Raw genomic sequence first — 22,350 nt, 5'->3', positions numbered from 1 at the left:
TGTGCGTGCAGTGACAGAAGGGACGACAAACGATCGGCTCATTCTGGTCATTTGTCACGACACAGGAACAACTAGGTCACACACGCACTGAAGCGCGGCAGCCGCCCGCGCGAAACGTGGGTGAAACTCGCTCTTTCCCGGTGCCGGATTGTTCTTTATCCTCGTGCTCAACAAGTCTGTGAACGTTCACAGCTCATAGAAGGCCGGCTTAGTCCCCCGAAGACGCATTCTCCCTGCACATCGCCGCCACATCTATCTGTGAGCGTTCACACAAGGTGAGGAGATCGAGATGGCCGTCCATCCCTTACGTAGGATCCGCGTCACGCTCCTGCTGACCCTCGCGACGCTGCTCGCCGTCGTGCCGTTGAGTGCCGCGCCCGCCTCCGCCGCCACGCTGAGCATGCGCGGCGCCGACGTCTCCTCGCTCCAGCGGAGCCTGGACCTCGGGGCCAAGTACTACAACGCCGCCGGCACAGCCGCCGACCCGCTGGACATTCTCAAGGGCGTCGGAGTCAACTACGTCCGGCTGCGCATCTGGAACAACCCGGCGAGCGGCTACAACAACAAGGCCAAAGTCCTGGCCTACGCCAAGACGGTCAAGGCCAAGGGCCTCGGCCTGATGATCGACTTCCACTATTCGGACACCTGGGCCGACCCCGGCAAGCAGTTCAAGCCGGCGGCATGGGCGAGCCACGGAATCAGCCAGCTCCAGACCGACGTCTACAACTACACCTACGACGTCTGCAACAGCCTGAAGGCGCAGGGCACCACGCCGGACAGCGTGCAGATCGGCAACGAGATCAACGTCGGCATGCTGTGGAACGACGGCAAGGTCATCAACAACGACTTCACCAACCTGAGCCTGCTGCTCAAGGCCGGATACAACGCGACCAAGGCGTGCAACAGCGGCACCCAGGTGATCATTCACACCGCGGACGCCGACAGCCTCGCGAACGCGCGCTGGTTCTACGACGGGATCCGCGCCAAAGGCGTGCCGTGGGACATCACCGCGCTGTCGTACTACTGCATGTGGCACGGCTCGCTGTCCAACCTGTCCACAGTGATCAACGATGTGCGGACCCGCTACGGGAAGCCGGTCATCGTGGCGGAGACCGCCTACCCGTTCACCGCCGCCGACGCCGACAGCGAGCCGAACGTGATCGGCGGCTCGGCGCCGTGCTCCGGCTACCCGGCCACCTGGACAGGGCAGGCGAACAACTTCACCGCGGTCCAGAACACCGCCCGCGGCGCCGGAGCGATCGGCGTCTTCTACTGGGAGCCGACCTGGTACGCCATCGCGGGCAACGGCTGGGACCCGGCCAACATCAACGGCACCGGCGACCAGTGGGACAACATGGCCACCTTCAACTGGACCGGCGGCATCAATCCCAACATCAGGTGGACCCCGTAGAACGCGGGCTCCCCGCCCGGGATGGCGACGCGCCCGCGCTCAGGCGGGTCGCCATCCCGGGGTGGATCAGCACACTTCACCGCCGTAGTGGGCGCGTGGCGCCCCAGAGGCGTGCCGCGACCACCGTGAGCCCCGCGGCGGCGGCCGTCACCAGCCAGACCATGAACGTCGGGTAGAGGTAGGCCAGCTGTACCCACGCGGCGTCGCGGCCGCGGGCCAGCATGCGATGGATCGGGGCGATCGTCGCGCACAACGTGACAGGGGCCAGGTACGGCACCAGCCGCCACAGCTGCCATCCCGTGCGGCGCGCGGCCCATCGCCGGGCACGTGCCGTGCCCCGTGCCGCGAGCCCGATGGTCACCAGGGTCAGCAGCGCGAAGAGCACGTCGGTGAGGAGCGACGGCTGCCTGGAGGGCAGCGGCGGGGTGCCGCCCTCGACGATGGCGACCAGCCCCTTCATGAGGGCGTGCGCGTCGGAGAAGGCCATACCGGTGTTGGCCATGACGGCGATGCCGTATCCCGACTCGGGCATCAGCAGCTGGTGAGCGGTGGAGGTGAACAGGTCTCCCCCGTGCTCGAGCACGGGGGTGCCGCGTTCGGTCTTGTCGATCATCCAGCCGAGGGCGTAGTCCTCGTTCTGCTTGGAAGGAGTGCGCATCTCCTTGACGCTCTGCGGGGGCAGGATGCCGGCATGCTGTGCGATCAGCCACTTGGCCATGTCGCCGGCGGTGCTGAGGACTCCGCCCGAGCCGTTTCCGAACCCGGTGGGCTCGGGCAAGGCGACGGCCCGGCCGAGGACGTACAGGTGTCCACGGGCGCTGCCGGGCAGGTCACGGTCGGTGTTGACGGTCGTGCTGTGGCGCATGCCGAGGGGCTTGAACACGTGCGCGTCGAGGTAGGCCGCGAACGGCTCGCCGCTGACCACTTCGACGAGCCGGGCGGCGACCTGGTAGTTGGTGTTGTGGTAGCTGTAGGCGGTCCCGGGGTCCGTGGCGAGCCTGGCCGTCTTGAGCCGGGCCACGGCGCCTTGAAGCGTTTGCGGCTGAGGCAGGCTCTTTTCACGGAAGGCCGAGTCGGCCATGCCCGAGGTCTGGTTGAGCAGTTCCCGTACGGTGATCTTCGCGGCTCGGGGGTCGGCCATCGTGAACTCGGGCAGGTAGCGGCGCACCGGCTGGTCGAGGGCGACCTTGCCCTTCTCGGCCAGCTGCATGACGGCCAGGGCGGTGAAGGACTTGCTGACCGAGGCCACCGCCATGGGGGTGTCGGCCGTGACGGGCTCGCCGGTGGCGGTCCGGCCGTATCCGGTGGCCTGGATGACTCTGCTTCCCCTCGTGATCGCCACCGCGACGCCTGGCAGGCCCGTGGCCGCGCGGTACTGCTCGACGTAGGCGTCGACCGACGCGGGGACCGGCTCGGACATGGTGGGGACCAGGGCAAGACAGACTGCGGCAAGGGCGGTTCTGAGCACCAGGCGAAGCTACTGAGGCCCCTCGCCCATGCACCATTGCTGGACTCCTCCGCATTTGTTACGGGAAACCGCCACTCAGCCGACCGCGTACGCGCGCACGATCGTCTGGGTCAGCCGGGCGCGCGATCTTGCCGCCCAGCGGCACCAGGACCGCACCCGCGGGAAAGCCGCTGTCCAGCCCGGCCATCGGGCTGCCTGTGGCCCCCACTCCGGAGGCCCGGTAGATCATGGTGACCATGGCCAGGTCCCGCTGCCTGACGTGGTAGGTGGGATCTTCCGGGATGCTGTCCCGTACGGCGGTCGAAGATGCTGTAGAGAGCGCCGGCGTCGAAGTCGTCGGGGACAGTTCGGACGGCAGCGGATGCCAGGCGGCGGGGACGGGATGACCCCAAGGGGTTGCATCCTGCCCGTCGCCACGTAACGTCCCGAGCAGCGACCCTCGCCACGGGAGGAGAGATCGGCATGTCCGACGATGAGGCACAGCGCGTTTTCCAGGTGGTTGACTCGTTCGACCCTGGCAAGTTCGTGCAGTTGCTGGCGGAGGACGCCAGGATGGTGTTCGGCAATGCCGAGCCCATGGTGGGACGCAACGCCATCGCCGAGGGACTGCGGATATTCTTCGCGACCATCGCGGGCCTCGCGCACAGGCTCGTCAGAACGTGGCAGGTCGACGCCGACACCATTGCCGAGACCGAGGTGACATACCGGCGGCTCGACGGCAAGGACGTCAGCGTCGTGGCCGTGTCGATCTGGCATACCCGCGACGACGGTCTGATCTCGGACTACCGCATCTTCGTCGACCTGGCACCCGTCTATGCGGTGTAGAGCCACGTCTGCTGCCACGAAAGGGGGCTATATCCACACCGGCACCTGCCTAGGGGCAACTCTGCCTGCTGTGGCTCGCCAACGCCACGAACCGTTCCGTTGTTGCTCAGGTCGGGCGCTGCCAGGAGCAAACCGGGGTAGAGCTTTTCGCACACAGTGAGCGACAGCAGCGCGCAGCGGCGGTGCGTCCCGGCATCGGTGACAAGCTCGCCGTCGCCGTCAGCGACCACCGATACCTCTGGCGGCAGGTCGAGCCCTTCTGCAGGCGACCCCGGTCTCGAGCGCGGCCAAGCGGGCCGAGCACTTCCGCCAGGTCGCGCGCGTAGGCACGGGGCAAGCTGGGCCGCGATCCGGACCGCGCTGGCCGGGCTGCTGCCCGACCAGCCGATCCCGCCCCCTCGGTCAGGACCGATGAGGAACAGCACGGGCGCCTGGATCGGGTTGTGTCTCCAGACCGCCGACAGCTCCCAGTTGCGGTCGAAGTTGCGGTACCAGTTCAGCCCGCCGGTGAAGCCGCAGCGTTCGAACTGGGCCGCATACGTCTTGACGTCCTGCTCGTTCGCCCAGCCCGGCAGTGTGGCGGGATCGTCCAGCAGCGAGTCGACGATCGTGCCGCCCTCCGGCACCATGGTGCTCCAACCCGGGCCGTCGCCGGAGCCGCTGTAGAGCAGGCGGCGGACGAGTCGCTGCGGGTCGGCGCGCAGGGCGGCGTCGAAGGCCGCGTCGGCGACACCGGGCTGCTGGAAGTGCACGATGTAGAAGAACTCCCCCAGCGCGGCGCGCAGCTCGGCGATCGGGGTGGCGGCCGGGTCGGCCGGGTCGGCGAAGCGGTCGGGGACGCTCAGGGCGGCCAGCGCCTGGACCCGCTCGGGGTACGCCTTGGCCAGTTCCCAGCCCACGAGGGCGCCCCAGTCGTGGCCGACCACGACCGCGCTCTCCTCACCCAGGGCGTCGATGAGCGCGACGACGTCGCCGGTCAGGTGCTCGATGGTGTAGTCCTCGACCCGCTCAGGCACGTCGGTGTCGCCGTAGCCGCGCTGGTCGGGGGCCACGACGTGGTAGCCGGCGGCGGCCAGGGCCGGGAGCTGGTGGCGCCAGGAGTACCACGACTCGGGCCAGCCGTGCAGCAGCAGCACCAGCGGGCCGGTGCCGGCCTCGGCGATGTGCATGCGCAGGCCGTGGACGTCCATGCTGCGGTGAGTGATCTGGTCCATCGGGGTCTCTTTCTGTGCTCAGCGGAAGGTGTTCGGATCGACGGCCGCAGCCATGGCCTGGTATCCGGCGTCGCTGGGGTGCAGGTGGTCACCGGAGTCGTACGGAGGGGCGAGCCGGTCGGGGTCGTCCGGGAAGGCCAGCGCGCGGTCGAGGTCGACCACGGCGTCGTACGCGCCGGAGGTGCGGATCCAGGCGTTGATCGCGTCCCGTTTGGCCTCGCTGCGCGGCGTGTAGTAGGCCGAGCCCTTGACCGGCGTCAGCGTGGCGCCGATGACCCGCAGGCCGTTGGCACGGGCGGCGCGGATCAGTTCCCGGTGCCCGGCGATGACCTGAGCGGCGGAGACGTCGGGGTAGGGAGCGAAGATGGGGTACGGCGATGCGCCGGCGAGCTCGCTGATCCCGATGTCGTTGGTGCCCATCAGGATGATGACCGTGCCCACACTGGGCTGCCCGAGGACGTCGCGCCGGAACCGGTCCACCGCCCGGTCACCGAACCAGGCCGAGTCAACCGTAAGGCGGTTGCCCGCGATGCCCTGGTTCAGCACGGCCTGACGCCGGCCCGCCGCGGCCAGCCGCTCAGCGAGCTGGTCGGGATAGCGGTTGTTCGCGTCGGCGGAGCTGCCCGCCCCGTCGGTGATGGAGTCGCCGAAGGCCACCACGCCGTCACGCCGCGCCGGGCCGCCCGCGACGTCCACCCCGCTCAGGTAGTACCAGGACGACGAGGTCTGCGTGAACGCGGCGCCGCCCGCATCGGACCGGTGATCGCCCGCTGCCCGGTACGTCGTGGCAAGCGCCTGCGCGTGGAACGTGGCCGGGCCGGTCGAGCCTGCCAGGTAGAGCGTGATCGTGACGGATTCGAGCGACGCCAGCCGCAGCGGCACGGGATCGGTGGCCAGCTCCCGTCCTGGTGCGACGGTGAACGCCCGCGCTCCCTTGACGGTCAGGTGCCGCAGCGACTCCCGCCGGATGGCGGCACCGTCCGCGGTGCGGGCCACGGTGGCGCCCGCTACCTTCAACGGGGTGCTCCCGTAGGCGTTCGACAACCGGACTCGTGTCAGCTCGCCGCCGGCGCCGACCCGGACCACCTGGCGGATCGTCTGGTCGGCGAAGCCCTGCTCGGACCAGTTGGGGGCGAAGCTCGCGCTGGGCCGCTGCGGGGACGCCGTCCAGGAGGCGCTCCACGCGCGGGGGGAGGCGTGCGCTGTGGAGAAGCCGGCCAGCGATATCAGAACGGCCAGCGCGATGGTGGCAAGCCGTCTTGGTCTGGAAGACATGGAAAGGGTCCCCTCACTGTTCGATCAGTTCGGAACCCGACCATATTGACCATGGCGAAGATGCTGAATGGCCTAACGTCTGTAATTCATGTTTCATCGTCTTTTTCGAGCGCTGTTACACTCCTTTCATGGATGTGCTCAGCGATGTGCTCTCCGTCATGCGCACCGGCCGGCCGTACGCGGGGCGCACCAGAAGCCAGGCACCCTGGGGCGTACGTTTCCCTGCCGGTGACACGGCCTGCTGCCACGTGGTGCTGCGCGGCGGATGTTGGCTGCTGCCCCGAGAGGGCGCGCCGGTCGCGCTCGCCGTCGGCGACGTGCTGTTCAGCCCACACGGGGGAAGTCACGCGCTGGCCGATCACCCCGGCAGCCCGCTGACCGACTTCCACCCCGAGCGTGACGACGACGACGCCATCGGCGAAGTGCGGATCCCCGGCAGCGGCCCCGCCACCGAGCTGCTGTGCGCTTCCTACAGCTTCGACCAGGCGCGCCCGCACCCGCTGCTCGGCGACCTGCCCGAGATCATCCATCTGCCCGCCAGAGTGGGCCATCACCCCTCACTCCGCGCGGCCGTCGACCTGCTCGGCAGCGAGCTGCGCCAGCCTCGCGCGGGCACGGAGGCGATCCTGCCCGCGCTCATCGACATGCTGCTGCTGTACGCGCTGCGAGCCTGGCTCGACGAGCAGCCCGCCCACGCCACCACGGGCTGGGCACTGGCCCTGACCGATCCCGGCATCAGCACGGCGCTGCGCCGCATCCACCGCCACCCCGAACGCCCCTGGACCGTCGAGGGCCTGGCCGCCGAGGCCGGCCTGTCACGTGCCGCATTCGCCAAACGCTTTACCACCGTCGTCGGCCGGCCGCCCCTCGCCTACCTGTCGTGGTGGCGGATGACGACCGCGGCCCGCCTGCTCCGCGAAACCGACGCTCCCCTACGCGCGGTCGCCGAACGCTGCGGCTACCGCTCGGAGTTCGCCTTCGCCAAGGCCTTCAAACGCGAGTACGGCGTGGCGCCCGGCAGGTACCGCCGACCGGAGTGACGTCTCAGGGCCGCCACCCGGCCACGGCGCCAGCTATCCTCCGCCTCGACCGGCACGACGACAAGGACACCATGGCGGTCACCGCCTGCATCCAGGCCGCCCGCAGCACCGGCAGCTCTCAGTACAAGCCCGTCCCGGTCGTCGACTCCGCCGCCTACTGCTAGGTGCGCGAGGTGCTCGACCCGGCCTTCGGCAGCGAGGTGATGCTCCCGCCGGACGAGTTGCTGATCTCCGACCTGACCACACCGACCTGGCGGATCACCGTCGGCCCGCAGCCGAAGATCCAGTCGAGCTCAAGCACGACGTTGTCGAGCGGCTCGGCCGCTCCCCGGACACCGGCAACGCCGTGGTGATGTCGTTCTGGGCAGAGCACCTCGCCACCAGCGCCGTCCGCGACCCCGCCCCCCAGCGCCAGCCGGGGAAGCGGTCCGCAGCCGCCTCCCGCTACGGCCGCCCCACCACCTCAGGTGTCTCGGGCCGTAGTCGCAGAACGCGCTGATCGCTGGAGCAACAAACCCGGCGGCGAGCAGAGGGCCGTATGCATCGGCGATCTGAGTAGGGGGTTACTCATGCCCCGGGATGATCCCGAGGGCAGCCTGCAAGAAACGGAAGGACGACGTCGTAGGGAGCGTGTCGTGCGCAATGACGTGAATGCTCGATGGAGGGGGCGCCGGGGCCTGCTGGCCGTGGTCATGGTCCTGGCTCTCGCCATGCCCGTGTGGTTGCCGGCTCCGCCGGCCGTCGGCGCCGTGGCAAGGAGTAAGCAGACGGCGGATACCTGGTCGTACCTGTTCGAGATCCGCCGGCGTTTCCCGGCGCCGGAAAAGTGTGTGGATGTCGACAACGCCTATACCCATGACGGCGCGAACGTGAAGCAGTGGGACTGTGTCAACGTGCCCCAGCAGCACTGGCAGTACTTACGAGTGACGCCCGGCAGCGAGTGGTTCTTCATCCGCGCCCAGCACAGCGGCAAGTGCCTGGACGTCGACCGTGCGCTGACCCACGACGGCGCCAACGTCCAGCAGTGGACCTGCGTCAACGTTCCGCAGCAGATGTGGCGCTGGAAGTACGCCTACACCGACGCGTGGTGGAACACCTTCTACCACCTGGAGAACAAGAACAGCGGCAAGTGCCTGGACGTCGACCATGGCTGGACCCACAACGGCGCCAACATCCAGCAGTGGACCTGCGACCAGTACGCCGGCCAGCAGCTGTGGTACTTCCGGGCCGTGTAGCCAGCGGTGCGCGAGCAGACAAGGACCCGCTCTCCGAGTTGCGGGCGCTCGCCAGCACTACTGCCACGGCGCGGCTGGCCATCCCATCCCTGAGCGCCCCCGGTGTGGGAGCTTGGGGACGGCCACCCTCGCAGACCCCCGTAGCTGCCAAGCTCACTGTGCAAGGCCACCTGCTTGTACGGCCACGCCACATCACGATTGCGTAGTACGGCCTACGAGAGGCTGGCGGGTAATCGACCATGAGGGCATGAGCCAGCGCGGCATCGACCTGAACGTCCACCACGATCGGCCGATCAGCAGCAGAGCCGACGACGCCCTGGGCTTCACGGTATATGCCGACACCATCGCGGAGACGATCGAAAACCCGCGGACCGAGCTCCCGCACGTCATCGCGATCCACGGCGCCTGGGGATCGGGTAAGTCCTCGCTTGCCAATCTCGTGGCGGAGCGGCTGAGTGGCAGGGAATCGGCGGCCAAGCGCCTCGGTGCACAGGACTCCAACATCGTCTGCCGATTCAACGCCCGGATGCACGCGGACGCCCCTCACCTCGGCGCCGCGCTGGCCGCACACGTCGCCAGGACCGTCAACAAGCGGCGCGTGCTGTGGCGCCGCTTCATCAGCCCCCTGCCCGGCGCCATGCTGACGCCGGAGGAGCGCTGGCGGCGTGCTCTGATCGTCATCCTGCTCCTCGCGATCGCGGCTGTGGCGCTGGTGGCCGGCGACGTCATCGGCCCAGAACTGCGCGACGTCATCACGCCGGGCAAAGCCAAGGGCGGCGAACTGCCCACCGAGTTCGCACTGACGCCAGTCGCGCTGCTCGGCAGCACGGTCCTGGTGGGTCTGGTCACCCGATGGCTGTTCACGATGGCCAAGGCGGTCGGCAGGTTCATTGACAGCCCGCGCTCGGAGGCCGCCCACGGGCGCATGACCGATGTGCACCGTCAACTCGGGGCGTTGATCGGCCAGGCGCTCAGGCGTGACGAACGGCTGGTCATCATCGTCGACGACCTCGAGCGTTGCGCTCCGGCGCGAGCGCTGGAGGTGTGCGAGACCACCAGCACGCTGCTGGATCACAAGGGCGTGGTGACGATCCTGCTCGCCGACATGAACATCATCGCCAGGGCCGCGGGCAAGCAGCATGCCGAGGCCTCCGGATCGGCCCTCGACGGTCCGGGCACGCTTGCCTTGGGCCGTGCGTACCTCGAAAAGCTCATCCAGGACCGGTTCGACCTGCCACCAGCACGGCCGGACGCCATCGCCGCGATCGTCGCCGACGACCCGCGCCCCACGCGTACGCCACCTCCATCGGGGGGATGGCAGCGGATCGTCTCCGGCGTGCGGCGCCATCCGGTGGCCTTCGCGATCGGATTCCTGGCGCTCATCGTGACCGTGACCGTGGCGCTCGCCGCGCCCGGGTGGGCGGAGGGCGCGACGGCGCCGCAGGGATCCAACCTCGCGCCTGGGCTCAGGGACTTCGTCGCGCTCCTCGCGGCCGTTGTCATCGGCGTCATCGGGCTGAAGTTCCTGTTCGGAGACCAAAGGTCCCTGGCAGGGTTCCTCGGCTTCCTCGTCCTGAGCATCACCGTCTTCACGCTGATCAAATGGGGAGATGTACTCCTCGACCTGCTGGGAAACGCGATCCGGAGCGATGGCGTGCCGCTGTGGCTACTCCCGGGCACCGGTGTGGTGGCACTGATCCTTGTGGCGCTCAGGCTGGGAGACGTCATCGTAGATCTACTCCGGAGGTCTCTCGCCCTGAGATCGCACCTGCGGCTCCGGCAGGTGCTCGAGCGTGCCGAGGCCGGCTCCCAGGACCACGTCGAACTCGAGGAAAACGCCCTCGCCGCCGCCGAAGATCTGGAACAGGAGATCCGGCGGCATCTCGACCGCCGCGTCGTCGACGACGCCGAATTCCGCCGGGACTCCATCGGCGAACTCGGCGGATACCTACCTGCCACGCCTCGCGCCGCCAAACGCTTCGCCAACCGGTTGCGGCTGCTGAGCCTCATCGCCCGCCGCAGGCGCTTCCTGGACGGCCCCGATCGCATCGAACCTCGCCAACTGGGCAAGTGGGCGCTGATCCAGGAGCGCTGGCCACCACTGGCCGAGATCCTCGTCGCCGACCCCGGCATGATCGTCCACCTGGAGCGCTCACGCGAAGTGGGTGAGATCGAGCAGGCGCTGGAGCGGCTCGGCATTATGGACGTGACCGAGCCGGCGGGCCTGCTTGCGAGTTCGGTACGGCTGTCGCCAGTACTGTCCCGGCTGGTCTACCTCACCGAGGACGGGCCGGAGCGCGTTCGACGCAACGTGCCTCATGTGCCAGGAGAGATCACTTCGCTCTGACCTGTGGAGGCCGTTCTTCCCGGGTCGGTGCCCAGCTTGTTCGCCGGCATCGCCGGTGTCAATCACTGCTGACCGCCACGGACCGGACGGAGATCCGAGCCGGCCGCGCGTGTGACCTATATCACTCCGCCGATTCCGGCGGCGGCGACGGATTTCCAGCCCCCGGCTGGTCTTGATGCGGACCGAACCCACCACCACTCGGGGAGTGCCCGATGTCCGATTCCTTCCAGACCGCCGTCGTTACCGGTGCCAGCCGCGGCTTCGGGCGCGCGATCGCCGCCGCGCTCGTCGCCACGGGCGCGCGCGTCGTCGGCATCGCCCGCGACGAGCAGCAGTTGCGCGCCGTACACGATGAGCTCGGCGAGGGCTTCACGCCCGTCGCCGCCGATGCCACCGACGAGGCGCTCGCGCAGGACGCGATCCGCGAGCACCGCCCTGGCCTGCTCGTCCTCAATGCCGGGGTCACGCCGCACATGGCGCCCATACACGAGCAGACCTGGGAAACCTTCAGCCGCAACTGGCACGCTGACACCCGGCACGTCTTCACCTGGACCCGGGCGGCGCTGCGGGAGCCGCTGGCGCCGGGCAGCGTGGTCGTCGCGATGTCCAGCGGCGCCGTCCTGGGCGGATCCCCGCTCAGCGGCGGATACGCCAGCGCGAAGGCGGCCATCCGATACATGCGCGGCTACGCGGCCGGCGAATCGGAGCGGGCCGGGCTGAACATCCGGTTCGTCACGCTGCTTCCCCAGCTGACCCCGCTGGGAGGCGTCGGCTCGGTCGGGGTCGCCGGCTACGCCGCCCGCCAGGGCGTCGATCGGGACACCTTTGTCGAAGGCCTGCGGCCGATCCTGACCCCGGAGCAGGTCGCCAAGGCCGTCGTGGAGATCGCCGGCGATCCAGACAGCGCTGCGGAATACCAGATCAACGGCGCCGGACTGCGCCCGATCAGCTGATCCGCCGCCTACAGTGACCTCACCGAAGCCTGGAGAATCCGCGATGCCGTCCAACGCCGAGTTCGCCGCCCTGGCCGAACGGTTCCGGCCGGAGCTGCTCGCGCACTGCTACCGGCTCCTCGGCTCGATCCATGACGCCGAGGACCTGGTGCAGGAGACCTACCTGCGAGCGTGGCGAGGGTTCGGCCGGTTCGAGGGCCGCTCCTCGGTACGGCGCTGGCTGTACAAGATCGCCACCATGGCCTGCCTGACGGCGTTGGAAACGCGCTCCCGGCGGCCGCTTCCGTCGGGATTGGGCGCGCCTTCGGACGATCACCGGGTGGCCCTGGCTCCCCGCGAGCCGTCGGTGGCGTGGCTGCAGCCGGCGCCGGACGCGCTGTTCGGCGCCGACGACCCGGCGGCGATCGTGGCCGGGCGGACGGGAGTACGGCTCGCGTTCATCGCCGCGCTCCAGTTCCTGCCCGCCCGGCAGCGGGCCGTGCTGACGCTGCGCGACGTGCTGGCGTTCCGGACGGCCGAGGTCGCCGAAATGCTCAACATGACGGCCGCGGCCGTCGACAGCGCGCTCCGCCGCGCCCGGGCCCACCTCGCCCAGGCCGGACCGGTCGAGGACGACCTGGCCGAGCCGGACGAGGAAGTCCGGCGAACCCTCCTCGACGGCTACGTGGACGCGTTCACCCGGGCCGACGCGGACGCGCTGGTGAGCCTGCTGCGCGCCGACGTCGAGCTGGAGATGCCGCCGATCCCGACCTGGTTCACCGGGCAACGGGCCGTGATCGGATTCCTGGCCGCCCGGGTGCTCCGCAAGAACGTGTGGCGGCTCGTGCCCACCAGCGCCAACGGTCAGCCCGCCTTCGTCGCGTACAAGCGCGTGGGCGAGGACCGGTACGAGGCGCACGGCGTCGAGGTCCTGACCCTGATCGGCAACCGGATCAGCCGCATCACGGCGTTCAACGACGCGAGCCTGGTGCCGACGTTCGGCCTCGCGCCCGCGCTCACGACCTGAACCGCCCGGGCACCTCCCTCCGACTGAACCGCCACCCGGTTACCTCCGTCCCGCCTGCCCGCCGCCTCGTGACCCCGGCGCTCGCCTCGTGCGCGGAACGGCTTGCAGTACCGGGTGATCAGCCAGGCCGGCCCCGGCGGCGCGCTGGCGCAGTCGCTCCCCGCCTCCGCGGCCAACGTGGGCATCGCCTTCGGCTCGTTCGCCGATCGCCACACCCGGGACGCGGAGTGCGCTCTGCGGCGGCTCGCCACCCTGCGACTCCGCGCCGCGGCGACCCCGGCTGCATTGGAGCTTGCGACCCCCGCCCGCTACTCCTCGGGTCCAGATCCGGGCCGTCGTCGCTGCCGAGACTGATGCTGACGACCTTGGCCTTGGCCTCGACGGCCGCCCACTCGATGCCGGCGAGAACGGAGGATTCGGTCAAGGCCACTTTCCCGATGGCCAGCCTTGCCTCCGGCGCCACTCCCCGGTACTTCTCCTCCCGGCTCGCCACGATCGAGGTCACCCCGTTCACCTGCTGAGAGGAAGCCTGGGGTGCCGGTGCCGGTGCCGGTGTCACGCCGACCGTCCCCGCCAGGAGAGCGGCGAGGAACGACTTCCCTAAGTCATGATCAACCTCGTCTGAGCGGAGAAGGACGCTACTGGGGAAGCTGGTCCGTCCATTCGGTGGTCACCGAGATGAATTTCGGGGCCCAGCCCACGCTTCCGTTGTTGCCTAGGAGAAGGTTGGTGCGCGTCACCCGAGCGGCCTCGGGATCGACGACCAGCTTGATCTCCCGCCCGCCGTCAGGATCAGGGATCCGCAGTTCCTGCCCGCCTTCGACCGCGCCCGCGCTCTCGACTCCCGGCAGCGTGGCGAGCGCCCGGAACGCCGCGGAACGGACCTCCGACGGCACCGGCAGCTCCATGATCAGCGAGACCAGGGGGAAGAGCGGGTCACCTCGCAGTTCGGATGCGGACATGTCCCTGTCGCGCCCCTTACGCTCGGCGATCCACGCCTTCAACGCCTCGGGGTCGGTCGGCAGCCTTTCGAGCTCCTCGAAGCTCACCTCGGCGCCCTTGAGCATGAGCGGGATCCCGTCTGCCACGACGGCGCCAGAAGGATTGCCCGGCTCGTTCCTGGCCCAGCGCCGGCCGTCGCGCTGGGTCCAGCTCTCCATCGGCGGAATGTCCGTGTCCAGGAACACACGTGTGACGTGCCAGTACGTCCCCGAGGTCTGCGGCGCGCGTTCCGCGCTGGCCGCGGCCACGAGCAGGATCTCCTTGGCCGAGCCCGGTGCCCCGGCGGTCGTCACCGTCCTCGCGGCTGTGCCGGCGGTCGTCGCCGCCCCCGTGGAGACCACGACCGCGGTCACGGCTGCGGCGGCGGCCAGTGCGACTCCCGGTGCGAGCCAGCCGATACGCCTTCGCGCGCGGCCACGCGCCCTGTCCTGGAGGCGGCGCCTGCTGCGCGCGGCCATCTCGGCGGACGGTTCGGGCTTGGCGAGCAGAGCGGAGAGCTCTTCGAGGTCAGTCATGAACGGTCTCCTTGTCGATGAGGGCGTGGATCTTCGCGCGGGCGCGGCTCAGTCGTGAGCCGACCGTGCCGGTGGAGATGCCGAGTGCCTGTGCCACTTCGTCGTAGCTGAGCTGGGCCAGCGCCACGAGCAGCAGGACGTCGCGTTCGCCGCTGGTCAGCGCGGCGAGCGCCTTGGCCAGGTGCGGCTGCATGCGCTGAGCCGCGACAGAGGTGATGACCCGGTTCTCGGGTCCTTCCACGACGGGTTCGGGGGCCAGCCGGGCCAGCGCCCGGTAGTGGCGTGCCTCTTTGCGGCGGTGCCTGGCCACCAGGTTGGTGGCGAAGCCGAACAGCCAGGGCCGCAGGCCCCCGCGTTCCGGGTCGAACCGGTCGCGCCGGTCGAAGGCCAGCAGGAACGTCTCGGCCGTGATGTCCTCGGCGGCCTGCGTGTCCAGGCGGCCTGCCACGTACAGGTAGATGTCGCGGAAATAACGGTCGTGCACCGCGGTGAACAGCTCGGGGTCGCGCTGGTAGTCGGCGACGAGTTCGGCGTCGGTCACCTGCTCGCCCACTTCGGCGGTCACGTCTCCGTCTCCGTCATAGGTGTGCCTTCCGGATGGTGGTCAACGATCATCCATCCTTCGCCGCAAGCCGGGATCGTCTTCCCAGCGACTACCGGCGAACACTTAGTCCGATTCGAGGCAAAAGGTAGGCGATAGCCGCAATTAGGCCCTCCCCGATCGGCATAACCCGGGTTACATTCACGTTACTTTGCCCTCTCTTATCCCCCCGAGTAGACCGAAGGGAGACGCATGGGAGCGCGAACCGCAATCGCGGCCATGACTACTGTGGCGATCCTCATGCCGGCCGCCGCCGCACAGGCCTCCGGGACGGCGGCGGCCCCGCCGCCCGACAGCGACTTCCAGAAGGTGACCCTCAACGACACCCCCGGCGAGCCGATGGACCTGGCGGTGTTACCGGATTCAAGGGTCCTGCACACCACCAGGAAAGGCGAGGTCTGGTTACACGATCCGAAGACCGGCCTCAACACGCAGGCCGCACGGCTCGACGTCTACCGCCACGACGAGGAGGGCCTGCAGAGCATCGCCCTCAGCCCCGGCTTCGGCAAGGGCTCCAAGGCGGACGACTGGGTCTACCTCTACTACTCCCCGCCCCTCGACACCCCGATCGACGACCCGGCCACGCCGGACGTCAACGAGGGCGACGCCCCCGTCACCGGAACGCCGGAGGACTTCGCGCCCTTCAAGGGGCTGATCCGGCTGTCCCGGTTCCGCTTCACCGGCGCCACGATCGATCTGCGCACCGAGCAGCGCATCCTGGACGTGCCCGTGGACCGTGGCATCTGCTGTCACGTCGGCGGGGACATCGTCTTCGACGCCGCCGGCAACCTCTACCTGTCGACCGGCGACGACACGAACCCCTTCTCCTCCGGCGGCTACACCCCGATCGACGAGCGAGCCGACCGTAACCCGGCGTTCGACGCCCAGCGCAGCGCCGGGAACACCGGCGACCTGCGCGGCAAGATCCTGCGCATCAAGGTCCGCGCGGACGGGTCGTACTCGATCCCCCGCGGCAACCTCTTCGCGCCGGGCACGGCGGGCACCCGGCCGGAGATCTACGCGATGGGCCTGCGCAACCCGTTCCGCATCGAGATCAACCGCGGCACCGGGGAGCTCTACGTCGCCGACTACTCGCCCGACGCGCGGCAGGCCGATCCCAAGCGCGGCCCGGCGGGAACCGGCAAGTGGACGACGATCCGCAGGCCCGGCAACTACGGCTGGCCGTACTGCGCGACGGCGCGGCTCCCGTACGTCGACTACGACTTCGCGACCGGCGCGTCCGGGCAGACGTTCGACTGCACCGCGCCCGTCAACGAGTCACCGCACAACACCGGCCTGCGCAGGCTGCCGCCGGTCGTCCAGCCGGACGTGTGGTACTCCTACGGGCAGTCGCAGGAGTTCCCGGGGCTGGGCACCGGCGGCATCGGCCCGATGGCCGGTCCTGCGTACCGCTTCGACCCGCGTGACGCGACGGGTCGTGGCTCCGTGGCCTGGCCCAAGTACTACGACGGGGTTCCGCTCTTCTACGAGTGGACCCGCGACTACGTCAAGGCGTTCCACCGCGACGGGCGGATCGAGGACGTGCTGCCCTCGTTCGTGTTCGACAACCCGATGGACCTGGAGTTCGGCCCCGACGGCGCGCTGTATGTGCTGGAGTACGGGGACGGCTACTTCCAGGAGAACCCGGACGCCCAGCTCGCGCGCATCGACTACGTCGGCCGCACGGGCAACCACACTCCCGTCCCCGCCGCCGCGGCGTCGGCGACCGCCGGCCACGCGCCGCTCACCGTCAACTTCACCAGCGCCGGTACGACCGACCCCGACGGCGACAGGCTCCGCTACGCGTGGGACTTCGACGCCGACGGCAGGGTCGACTCCCGCAGCCCCGAGGCGTCGTACACGTTCGACAAGAACGGCCTCTACAACGCCACGCTCAGGGTCAGCGACCCCAGCGGCATGTCCGCGGCGACGTCGGTGCGGATCGTGGTCGGCAACGCGGCGCCGGTCGTGGAGCTGATCCGGCCAGCGGAAGGGCAGCCCTTCAAATTTGGCGACCTCGTGGAGTTCGAGGTACGGGTCACCGACGACCAGCCCGTGAACTGCGCCAACGTGACCGTGGACTACATCCTCGGCCATGACGATCACGGCCACCCGCAGACCACGGCCCGCGGCTGCTCGGGCTCCATCCAGACCACCGTGCCGAGCGGGCACGACCCGGACACCGACCACCTCACCGGCGTCTTCGTCGCGACCTACACCGACCCCGGCACCGGCGACCTGCCCTCGCTGACCAGCAGCGACCAGGTCGTGCTCCAGCCCACGCATTAGGAGATCACCATGTGTTACGGATACGGCCCCAGCAGGCGGTCCCTGCTCGCCGCGGGCCTCGGCATCGGGGCGGCCGCCGTCGCCGCCGCCTCGCCCGCCGCCGCAGCTACGCCGGTCCACGGCAGAGACCGCATCCCTCCGGGCCAGATCAGCATCCAGCTGTGGACGGTACGCGACGACCTGGCCAAGAACTACGACACCACGCTCGCCTACCTGGCCGAGATCGGCTACCCGAAGATCGAGGTCGCGCTCGGCTACTTCGGCCGGACGGCCCGGCAGCTGCGCGAGTTCCTCGACGGGCTCGGCATCCGTGCCACCTCCAGCCACGACGGCCTCACCACCGACCAGGCCGCACTCGACACGAAGATCAGCAACGCGCTCACCCTGGGCCAGTCGTTCATGGTCGTCCCCTACCTGAACTCCACCAGCGAGGACCAGTGGAAGGCGTGGGCCGAGCGCATGAACGTCGAGGCGCAGGCCGCCCGCTCGGCGGGGCTGCGCTACGGCTACCACAACCACGCGCACGAGTTCACCATCGACCTCGGAAACGGGAAGACGCCCTGGGACGTGCTCACCGCCGAGCTCGATCCGCGCCTGGTCCACCTGGAGATCGACATCTACTGGGCCGTCACCGGCGGCGTCGGGCGCGGCGCGGCCGACCCGGTCGGCTTCGCGCTCGACGTGATCCGCAGGGCGCCACAGCGCGTGCTGCAGTTCCACGTCAAGGACCGGCACCTCGACGGCGACATGGCCGACCTCGGCACCGGGACCATCGACTTCCGGCGGATCTTCGACCGGCACCGGGTGAAGGAGTACATCGTGGAGAACGACACTCCTGACGTGACTCCCCGGCAGACGGCGGAGGTCGGATACCGCTACCTGCGGAAGCTGAGGTTCTGAGGGGGCGCTGAGCGCGGCGCGGGCGCCCGCGCCGCGCTCTTGACAACCGGCGTGCCACTCGCGGAACCTGACTACGTAGTCAGAGCATGAGGAGCCGCGATGTCCCAGCCGGCACGCAGGCCGCCGAGCAGCACCGACGTCGCCCGGCTTGCGGGCGTGTCGCAGAAGACGGTCTCCCGGGTGCTGAACGGCGAGCCGTACGTGAGCGAAGAGGTTCGCGAGCGGGTGCTGGCCGCGGCGCGCGAGCTCGGCTACCGGCGCAACACCGCGGCCCGCGCGCTCCATCTGGGCCGCTTCCACCGCATCGGGGTGGCCGCGCTCGGCTCCTCCCTCTACGGCCCGTCGTCCCTGCTCGTCGCCCTGGAACGGGCGGCCAGGGAGCTCGGGTACGCGCTCACCGTGGTCAACACGCTCGAAGGCGAGGACGACGCCATCATGAGCGCCGTCGAATCGCTGCTCGGGCAGGGCGTGGACGGCATCGTGGTGTCCGACCCGATCGACGAGGGCCCTGGCGGGGCGCTCCGCATCGACCGGGACGTGCCCGTGCTCAGCTTCCGGCCGATCCCCGGGCTCGACGGGCCGCGCGTGGTGGTCGCCGGAGCATCCGGCATGGACGCCGGCCGGCAGGCGACCGAGCACCTGCTCGGGCTCGGGCACGCCACCGTCTGGCACGTCGCCGGGCCGTGGCGCTGGTGGGCAGCGCGCGATCGGGCCCGCGGCTGGCGGGCGGCGCTGGCCGCCGCGGGGGCGCCCGAGCCGCCCCTGCTGGAGGGCGACTGGTCCCCCGCGTCCGGATACGCCGCGGGACGGATCCTGGCGGCGGACCCGGAGGTCACGGCGGTGTTCGTGGCGAACGACGACATGGCGATCGGCGTGCTGCGCGCGCTGGCCGAGGCGGGGCGCGCGGTGCCCGGGGAGGTGAGCGTGGTCGGGATGGACGACATCCCGCCCGCCGCGTACCTGTGTCCGCCCCTGACCACCGTCCGCCAGGACTTCGAGGCCGTCGCCCGCCACGGTCTGGCGCTGCTCGTCGAGCAGATCGAGCGCGCCCCGGGCCCGCTGGCCCACGACGACCTGACCGCGCGCCTCATGGTGCGCCAGTCGGCCGCGCCCCCGCCGGGGGCCGAACAACGGAAGGAAGACCTGTGCCGCGAGTGCTCTTCGGTGCCGCCTACTATCCCGAGTACCACCCCGCCGAGCTGCTGAAGACCGACCTCGACCTGATGACCGAGGCGCGGTTCTCGGTGATCAGGGTCGGCGAGTCGGTCTGGTCCACCTGGGAGCCGGAGAACGGCCGCTTCGACCTCGACTGGCTCCAACCGGCCCTCGACGGCGCGCACGAGCGCGGCATCTCCGTCGTCCTGGGCACGCCGACGTACGCGGTGCCGCCGTGGCTGGCCCGGCTCCACCCGGAGATCGCCGGAGAGCGGGCCACCGGGCAGCGCATCCCGTGGGGCGGCCGCCAGGAGATGGACTTCACGCATCCCGCCTTCCGTTTCCACGCCGAGCGGATCATCCGCAAGGTCGTCGAGCGGTACGCGGATCACCCGTCGGTCATCGGCTTCCAGGTGGACAACGAGCCGGGCCTGCACCTGCTGCACAACCACGCCGTGTTCCAGCGGTTCGTGGACTGGCTGCGCGGCCGGTACGGCGACGTGGAGACCCTCAACCAGGAGTGGGGCCTGGTCTACTGGTCGCACCGGCTGTCGGACTGGTCCGACCTGTGGCGGCCGGACGGCAACGCCCAGCCCCAGTACACGCAGGCGTGGCGGCGTTTCCAGGCCGACCAGGTGACCGAGTTCATCGCCTGGCAGGCCGACATCGTGCGGGAGTACGCCCGGCCTGCGCAGTTCGTCACCACCTGCATCGCCTACGACCGGCCCGGGGTGGCCGACGACGACCTGACCCGGCGGCTCGACGTCACGGCGGGCAACCCGTACTACACGATGCAGGACGGCTTCGCGCTGCCCGCGCCGCAGGACGGGCCACAGAGCTGGATGACCAGGAACACCTGGGCGCTCTACCTCAGCGCGGACCGGATGTTCTCCTCGCGGCAGGAGCCGTTCCTGGTCACCGAGACGAACGCGCAGGCCATCGGCCCTTCCTGGGTGAACCAGCCCGCCTATGACGGCCAGTGGCGGCAGGCCGCCTGGGCGCTGGTCTCCCGCGGGGCCTCCATGATCGAGTACTGGCAGTGGCGGACGCTGGTGTTCGGCACCGAGACGTACTGGGGCGGCGTGCTGCCGCACAGCGGCCGGCCGGGGCGCACGTACCGGGAGATCGCCCGCATCGGCGCCGAGCTGGAGGCGGCCGGAGACCTGGTCGCCGGGCTGACCCCGGACGCCGACGTGGCGATGCTCTACTCCACGCCCAGCAAGTGGGCGCTGGCCGCCCAGCCCGCGCTCGCGCGGGCCGACGGCGGGCCGGACGAGCGCTCCTACCAGGGCATCTTCGAGCCGTTCTACCGGGGCGCGTTCGAGGCGGGCTGCCAGGTGCGGATGCTGCACGCCGGGCAGGCCGTCGCCGAGGATCCGGGCGCGCTGGCGGCGCGGCACCCGGTGCTCGTGGCCGCCGGGCTGTACGCGGCCGACGACGCCACGCTGAACTGGCTGGTGGCGTACGCGGCCGCCGGCGGGCACCTGGTGCTCGGCCCGCGCACGGGCTACGCCGACGCGGAGGCGCGGGCGCGCAGGGAGGTGCAGCCGGGCCGGCTCGCCGAGGCCGCGGGCGCCTGGTACGACGAGTTCAGCAACCTCGACGGCGAGCTGCCCGTGCGAGGGCCGAAGCTCCCGGACGGCGCCGCGGGCACCCGGTGGGCGGACGGCCTCCAGCCGGACGGGGCGCAGGTGCTGGCGTCGTACGAGCACCCGCATTTCGGGCAGTTCGCGGCGATCACCACGCAGGCGCACGGCGAGGGCCGCATCACGTACGTCGGCACCGTGCCGAACCCGGCGCTGGCCGAGGCGCTGTTCCGCCGGCTCGTGCCCTCCCCCGGGCCGTGGGCGGACATGCCGGCCGGCGTCACCTCGACCGGCGCCACCGCGTCCGGCGGGCGGCGCGTGCGCTTCCTGCACAACTGGTCGTGGGAGCCCGCGTCCGTGCGGGTGCCCGTGCAGGTCAGTGACGTGCTCGACGGTTCCGCGCTGGAGGCCGGGGCGGAGGTGCGACTCGGCCCGTGGGACGTGCGGGTGCTGTTGGAGACGGCGGGCGGCGACGTACGCTGATCAAGCGCCCGTACGTGCCAGGAGGGAAACGCATGGCCGTCAACGTCACTGTCTGGAGCGAGTACTACCACGAGCCACGCGAGGAGGCGGTACGCCGCATCTACCCCGACGGCATCCACGGCGCCATCGCGCAGGGGCTGACCGAGCTGCTCGGCGACCAGGTGCGGATGCGCACCGCCGTGCTCGACGACCCCGAGCACGGCCTGACCGACGAGGTCCTGGCCGGCACCGACGTGCTGACCTGGTGGGGCCACATGGCGCACGAGGAGGTGAACGACAAGATCGTGGAGCGGGTGCGGCGGCGCGTGCTGGGCGGGATGGGCCTGCTGGTGCTGCACTCTGGCCACTACTCCAAGATCTTCCGTGCGCTGATGGGCACCACCTGCACGATCACCTGGCGGGACGCGGGCGAGCGCGAGCTGGTCTGGACGGTCGCGCCCGGCCACCCCATCGCGCGCGGCGTGCCCCGTCCGCTGGTCATCGAGCAGCAGGAGACCTACGGCGAGCCGTTCGGCATCCCGGAGCCCGACGAGCTGGTGTTCATCAGCAACTTCAGCGGCGGCGAGGTGTTCCGCAGCGGCTGCTGCTTCCGCAGGGGCCTGGGCCGGATCTTCTACTTCAGCCCCGGCGACCAGGAATATCCGATCTACCACCATCCCGGTGTGCGGCGCGTGCTGGCCAACGCGGTCCTGTGGGCCGCCCCGGCGGACGGCGTCGGCGAGCCGCTGCAGAACGCCCACACCCCGATCACGTGGTAGGCGCCGCATGACCTTCGACACCGTCGAAGCGGACAGGCCGCCTGACGGGCAGGTCGTCGAGGCCGAGCTTGGCGGCGGCGGCGCGGCCATGGTGACCGCCGCCCTGGAGTCGGCCCGCACGGGCACGCGGGTCGCGATCACGCCCTGACACCGCGGCGCGGCCCCCGGACGTTATGATGGGGGCCGCGTTGCCGGGCGCGTCCAGTCCGCGGGGAAGGGACCATCCCACCGGCGGCACGTCGCACGTCGCCGACGGACCTCGGCCCGCGCGCGCGGACCCGGGCAGA

At 70.2% G+C, this 22,350-nt stretch carries 22 protein-coding genes and 1 pseudogene; 16 read left to right on the top strand and 7 right to left on the bottom strand.

Going from position 1 to position 22,350, the window contains the following annotated elements; translation table 11 throughout:
* The first annotated feature begins 289 nt into the window (after nt 1–289).
* Entirely contained in the window at nt 290–1,411 is a 1,122-nt protein-coding gene (locus tag ACIBVN_RS41505; protein WP_397145783.1) for an arabinogalactan endo-beta-1,4-galactanase, read from the top strand.
* Between the two features lie 76 nt (nt 1,412–1,487).
* Here ACIBVN_RS41505 and ACIBVN_RS41500 read toward each other — a convergent pair whose 3' ends face one another.
* Together ACIBVN_RS41500 and ACIBVN_RS41495 are read right to left on the bottom strand one after the other, a co-directional pair.
* Complete coding sequence (locus ACIBVN_RS41500) at nt 1,488–2,831, bottom strand: serine hydrolase domain-containing protein (RefSeq protein WP_397145782.1); 1,344 nt, start codon at nt 2,829–2,831, stop codon at nt 1,488–1,490.
* Nucleotides 2,832–2,937: 106 nt separating this feature from the next.
* Nucleotides 2,938–3,117, bottom strand: a complete 180-nt coding sequence (locus ACIBVN_RS41495; RefSeq protein ID WP_397145781.1) for a hypothetical protein — start codon at nt 3,115–3,117, stop codon at nt 2,938–2,940.
* Nucleotides 3,118–3,341: 224 nt separating this feature from the next.
* Between ACIBVN_RS41495 and ACIBVN_RS41490 the strand changes: the two genes are divergently transcribed.
* A complete protein-coding gene (locus tag ACIBVN_RS41490; protein WP_397145780.1) occupies nt 3,342–3,704 on the top strand; it encodes a nuclear transport factor 2 family protein in 363 nt (120 codons plus the stop codon).
* On the opposite strand, the gene ACIBVN_RS41485 is transcribed toward ACIBVN_RS41490, so the two are convergent.
* Together ACIBVN_RS41485 and ACIBVN_RS41480 are read right to left on the bottom strand one after the other, a co-directional pair.
* Nucleotides 3,692–4,918 (bottom strand): alpha/beta fold hydrolase, encoded by a 1,227-nt coding sequence (locus ACIBVN_RS41485; RefSeq protein WP_397145779.1) that lies wholly within the window; start codon nt 4,916–4,918, stop codon nt 3,692–3,694. The two genes, ACIBVN_RS41490 and ACIBVN_RS41485, sit on opposite strands and share 13 nt — an antisense overlap.
* Nucleotides 4,919–4,936: 18 nt before the next feature.
* Nucleotides 4,937–6,193, bottom strand: a complete 1,257-nt coding sequence (locus ACIBVN_RS41480) for an SGNH/GDSL hydrolase family protein (RefSeq protein WP_397145778.1) — start codon at nt 6,191–6,193, stop codon at nt 4,937–4,939.
* A gap of 128 nt (nt 6,194–6,321) precedes the next feature.
* On the opposite strand from ACIBVN_RS41480, the gene ACIBVN_RS41475 reads away from it, so the two are divergent.
* From ACIBVN_RS41475 to ACIBVN_RS41440, 8 genes are all read left to right on the top strand, one after another.
* Entirely contained in the window at nt 6,322–7,233 is a 912-nt protein-coding gene (locus ACIBVN_RS41475; protein ID WP_397145777.1) for an AraC family transcriptional regulator, read from the top strand.
* Entirely contained in the window at nt 7,230–7,397 is a 168-nt protein-coding gene (locus tag ACIBVN_RS41470) for a hypothetical protein (protein ID WP_397145776.1), read from the top strand. Before ACIBVN_RS41475 ends, ACIBVN_RS41470 begins: the two co-directional genes overlap by 4 nt.
* Complete coding sequence (locus ACIBVN_RS41465) at nt 7,398–7,586, top strand: hypothetical protein (protein ID WP_397145775.1); 189 nt, start codon at nt 7,398–7,400, stop codon at nt 7,584–7,586. It begins immediately after the preceding gene.
* Nucleotides 7,587–7,868: 282 nt separating this feature from the next.
* Complete coding sequence (locus ACIBVN_RS41460) at nt 7,869–8,468, top strand: RICIN domain-containing protein (protein ID WP_397145774.1); 600 nt, start codon at nt 7,869–7,871, stop codon at nt 8,466–8,468.
* Between the two features lie 247 nt (nt 8,469–8,715).
* Entirely contained in the window at nt 8,716–10,815 is a 2,100-nt protein-coding gene (locus ACIBVN_RS41455) for a P-loop NTPase fold protein (RefSeq protein WP_397145773.1), read from the top strand.
* Nucleotides 10,816–11,027: 212 nt separating this feature from the next.
* Nucleotides 11,028–11,768 (top strand): SDR family oxidoreductase, encoded by a 741-nt coding sequence (locus ACIBVN_RS41450; protein ID WP_397145772.1) that lies wholly within the window; start codon nt 11,028–11,030, stop codon nt 11,766–11,768.
* Nucleotides 11,769–11,811: 43 nt separating this feature from the next.
* Complete coding sequence (locus ACIBVN_RS41445; protein WP_397145771.1) at nt 11,812–12,774, top strand: sigma-70 family RNA polymerase sigma factor; 963 nt, start codon at nt 11,812–11,814, stop codon at nt 12,772–12,774.
* A 102-nt stretch (nt 12,775–12,876) separates the two neighbouring features.
* Nucleotides 12,877–13,128: a hypothetical protein gene (locus ACIBVN_RS41440; RefSeq protein WP_397145823.1), complete on the top strand. Its 252-nt coding sequence runs from the start codon at nt 12,877–12,879 to the stop codon at nt 13,126–13,128.
* Nucleotides 13,129–13,132: 4 nt separating this feature from the next.
* On the opposite strand, the pseudogene ACIBVN_RS41435 reads toward ACIBVN_RS41440, so the two are convergent.
* The 3 genes and pseudogenes from ACIBVN_RS41435 to ACIBVN_RS41425 all read right to left on the bottom strand — a co-directional run.
* Nucleotides 13,133–13,237, bottom strand: a pseudogene (locus tag ACIBVN_RS41435) (hypothetical protein); the annotation flags it as partial.
* A 175-nt stretch (nt 13,238–13,412) separates the two neighbouring features.
* Nucleotides 13,413–14,291, bottom strand: a complete 879-nt coding sequence (locus ACIBVN_RS41430) for a CU044_5270 family protein (protein WP_397145770.1) — start codon at nt 14,289–14,291, stop codon at nt 13,413–13,415.
* Nucleotides 14,284–14,856, bottom strand: a complete 573-nt coding sequence (locus ACIBVN_RS41425; RefSeq protein WP_397145769.1) for an RNA polymerase sigma factor — start codon at nt 14,854–14,856, stop codon at nt 14,284–14,286. The genes ACIBVN_RS41430 and ACIBVN_RS41425 overlap by 8 nt, the downstream gene beginning before the upstream one ends.
* 255 nt (nt 14,857–15,111) lie before the next feature.
* On the opposite strand from ACIBVN_RS41425, the gene ACIBVN_RS41420 reads away from it, so the two are divergent.
* The 6 genes from ACIBVN_RS41420 to ACIBVN_RS41395 all read left to right on the top strand — a co-directional run bounded on the left by ACIBVN_RS41420 (nt 15,112) and on the right by ACIBVN_RS41395 (nt 22,211).
* The gene (locus ACIBVN_RS41420; RefSeq protein WP_397145768.1) at nt 15,112–17,181 is read left to right on the top strand and encodes a PQQ-dependent sugar dehydrogenase; all 2,070 of its coding nucleotides are present in this window, start codon (nt 15,112–15,114) and stop codon (nt 17,179–17,181) included.
* Between the two features lie 9 nt (nt 17,182–17,190).
* Nucleotides 17,191–18,081: a sugar phosphate isomerase/epimerase family protein gene (locus ACIBVN_RS41415; protein ID WP_397145767.1), complete on the top strand. Its 891-nt coding sequence runs from the start codon at nt 17,191–17,193 to the stop codon at nt 18,079–18,081.
* 99 nt (nt 18,082–18,180) lie between these two features.
* Nucleotides 18,181–19,287, top strand: coding sequence for a LacI family DNA-binding transcriptional regulator (locus tag ACIBVN_RS41410; RefSeq protein ID WP_397145766.1), 1,107 nt, complete (start codon nt 18,181–18,183; stop codon nt 19,285–19,287).
* Nucleotides 19,227–21,305, top strand: coding sequence for a beta-galactosidase (locus tag ACIBVN_RS41405; protein ID WP_397145765.1), 2,079 nt, complete (start codon nt 19,227–19,229; stop codon nt 21,303–21,305). Before ACIBVN_RS41410 ends, ACIBVN_RS41405 begins: the two co-directional genes overlap by 61 nt.
* 32 nt (nt 21,306–21,337) lie before the next feature.
* Nucleotides 21,338–22,063, top strand: a complete 726-nt coding sequence (locus ACIBVN_RS41400) for a ThuA domain-containing protein (protein ID WP_397145764.1) — start codon at nt 21,338–21,340, stop codon at nt 22,061–22,063.
* A gap of 7 nt (nt 22,064–22,070) precedes the next feature.
* Complete coding sequence (locus ACIBVN_RS41395; protein ID WP_397145763.1) at nt 22,071–22,211, top strand: hypothetical protein; 141 nt, start codon at nt 22,071–22,073, stop codon at nt 22,209–22,211.
* The last annotated feature ends 139 nt before the right edge of the window (nt 22,212–22,350 follow it).

Source organism: Nonomuraea sp. NPDC049400 (genome assembly GCF_044466425.1).
In the GTDB taxonomy this organism is placed as follows: domain Bacteria; phylum Actinomycetota; class Actinomycetes; order Streptosporangiales; family Streptosporangiaceae; genus Nonomuraea.
The sequence above is the reverse complement of the archived record's forward strand: the minus strand, read 5'-3'. Positions and strand labels throughout refer to the sequence as shown.